This window comes from Streptomyces sp. NPDC059037, assembly GCF_042740015.1.
In the GTDB taxonomy this organism is placed as follows: Bacteria; Actinomycetota; Actinomycetes; order Streptomycetales; family Streptomycetaceae; genus Streptomyces.
The window spans coordinates 1-1,513 of sequence record NZ_JBHYIG010000104.1 but is presented as its reverse complement, the minus strand read 5'-3'; the positions used below and the strand labels follow the sequence as shown (position 1 = coordinate 1,513).

Genomic DNA, 1,513 nt, shown 5'->3' with positions numbered 1-1,513 from the left:
GACCCTTTCTGTTTTTGTGGGGCGCGTTTTGTTTTAAACCCCCCGGGCCGCCCAACCGGGGTAACCCCGCGGGGGGGCCCGGGCCACAGGGCGCGGGCCCCCGCCTTCACATACCGCTCAGCCCTCAGCCGAGATCATGCATCCAGCCGTGCTGGTCCTTCGACGTACCCCGCTGAATGTCAAGGAGCGCCTCACGCAGCTTCATCGTGACCTCGCCAGGCTGGCCACCACTCTGCTCCCACTCCCCCGACCGGCACTTGACCGTCCCGACAGGAGTGATCACCGCGGCGGTGCCGCAGGCGAAGACCTCCGTCAGGGTGCCGTCCGAGGAGTCCGCCTGCCACTGGTCGATGGAGACCCGGGCCTCCTCCGACTCGTAGCCGAGGTCGCGGGCGACCGTGAGGAGCGAGTCGCGGGTGATGCCGGCGAGGAGGGAGCCCGTCAGCGTGGGGGTGACGATCTTGTTTCCGTACACGAAGTACAGGTTCATGCCGCCGAGCTCTTCGACCCACTTGTGCTCGACCGCGTCGAGGTACGCGACCTGGTCGCAGCCCTTCGCCGCCGCCTCGGCCTGCGCGAGCAGCGACGCCGCGTAGTTGCCGCCGGTCTTGGCGTCGCCCACGCCGCCGGGCACGGCGCGCACCCGGTCCTCGGACAGCCAGATCGAGACGGGCTTGACCCCGCCGGGGAAGTACGCGCCCGCGGGCGACGCGATGACGATGAACATGTACTCGTTGGCCGGCTTCACGCCCAGGCCGACCTCGGTCGCGATCATGAAGGGGCGCAGGTAGAGGGACTCCTCGCCGCCGTGCGCGGGCACCCAGTCCTTGTCCTGCCTGACCAGCGCGTCGCACGCCTCGATGAACGTCTCGACGGGCAGCTCCGGCATCGCGAGCCGGCGTGCGGAGGCCTGGAAGCGGCGGGCGTTGGCGTCGGGGCGGAAGGAGGCCACCGTGCCGTCGGGCTGACGGTAGGCCTTGAGGCCCTCGAAGATCTCCTGGGCGTAGTGCAGGACGTTCGTCGCCGGGTCGAGGGCGAGCGGGCCGTACGGAACGAGCTGGCCGTCGTGCCAGCCGCGGCCCTCCGTCCACTTGATCGTCACCATGTGATCGGTGAAGTGGCGGCCGAACCCGGGGTTGGCCAGGATCGCCTCGCGCTCCGCCGTGGACAGCGGGTTCGAGGAGGGCTTGAGCTCGATGGTCGGCGTCGTCGTCATGAGTGCTTCGTCCTTCACGGTGTGATGGTGACGGACCGCGCTCACGTCTGTACTTCCGGTACTAGGACGTCCGAGCTTCCCTGCATTCCGCGGCCCCACGTTCGATTATCGCTCGCGGGAACGGGTGGAAGGAACAGCGTGATTGCGGCCCAGGGGTCGATGGTGGCACCCGGAGCCGCATACGAGAAGCCGCCGGGTGTCCGATGTGGACCCGGCGGCGTGGCAGAGCTGGGGGGGGGGGGGACCGGGGCAGTGTAGTATTAACAAAAGAAACAAGCCCCCCACAATCAAAGTGTT

General features: G+C 68.4%; 1 protein-coding gene. It reads right to left on the bottom strand.

Annotated features, from left to right (window positions below):
• Window positions 1–124: 124 nt before the first annotated feature.
• Window positions 125–1,216: a branched-chain amino acid aminotransferase gene (locus ACFWY6_RS21880; RefSeq protein ID WP_384692881.1), complete on the bottom strand. Its 1,092-nt coding sequence runs from the start codon at window positions 1,214–1,216 to the stop codon at window positions 125–127.
• Window positions 1,217–1,513: the final 297 nt, after the last annotated feature.

What these genes read in the sequence shown, in the direction of transcription:
- ACFWY6_RS21880 (WP_384692881.1), bottom strand. Translation starts at nt 1,216, where the DNA reads ATGACGACGACGCCGACCATCGAGCTCAAGCCCTCCTCGAACCCGCTG.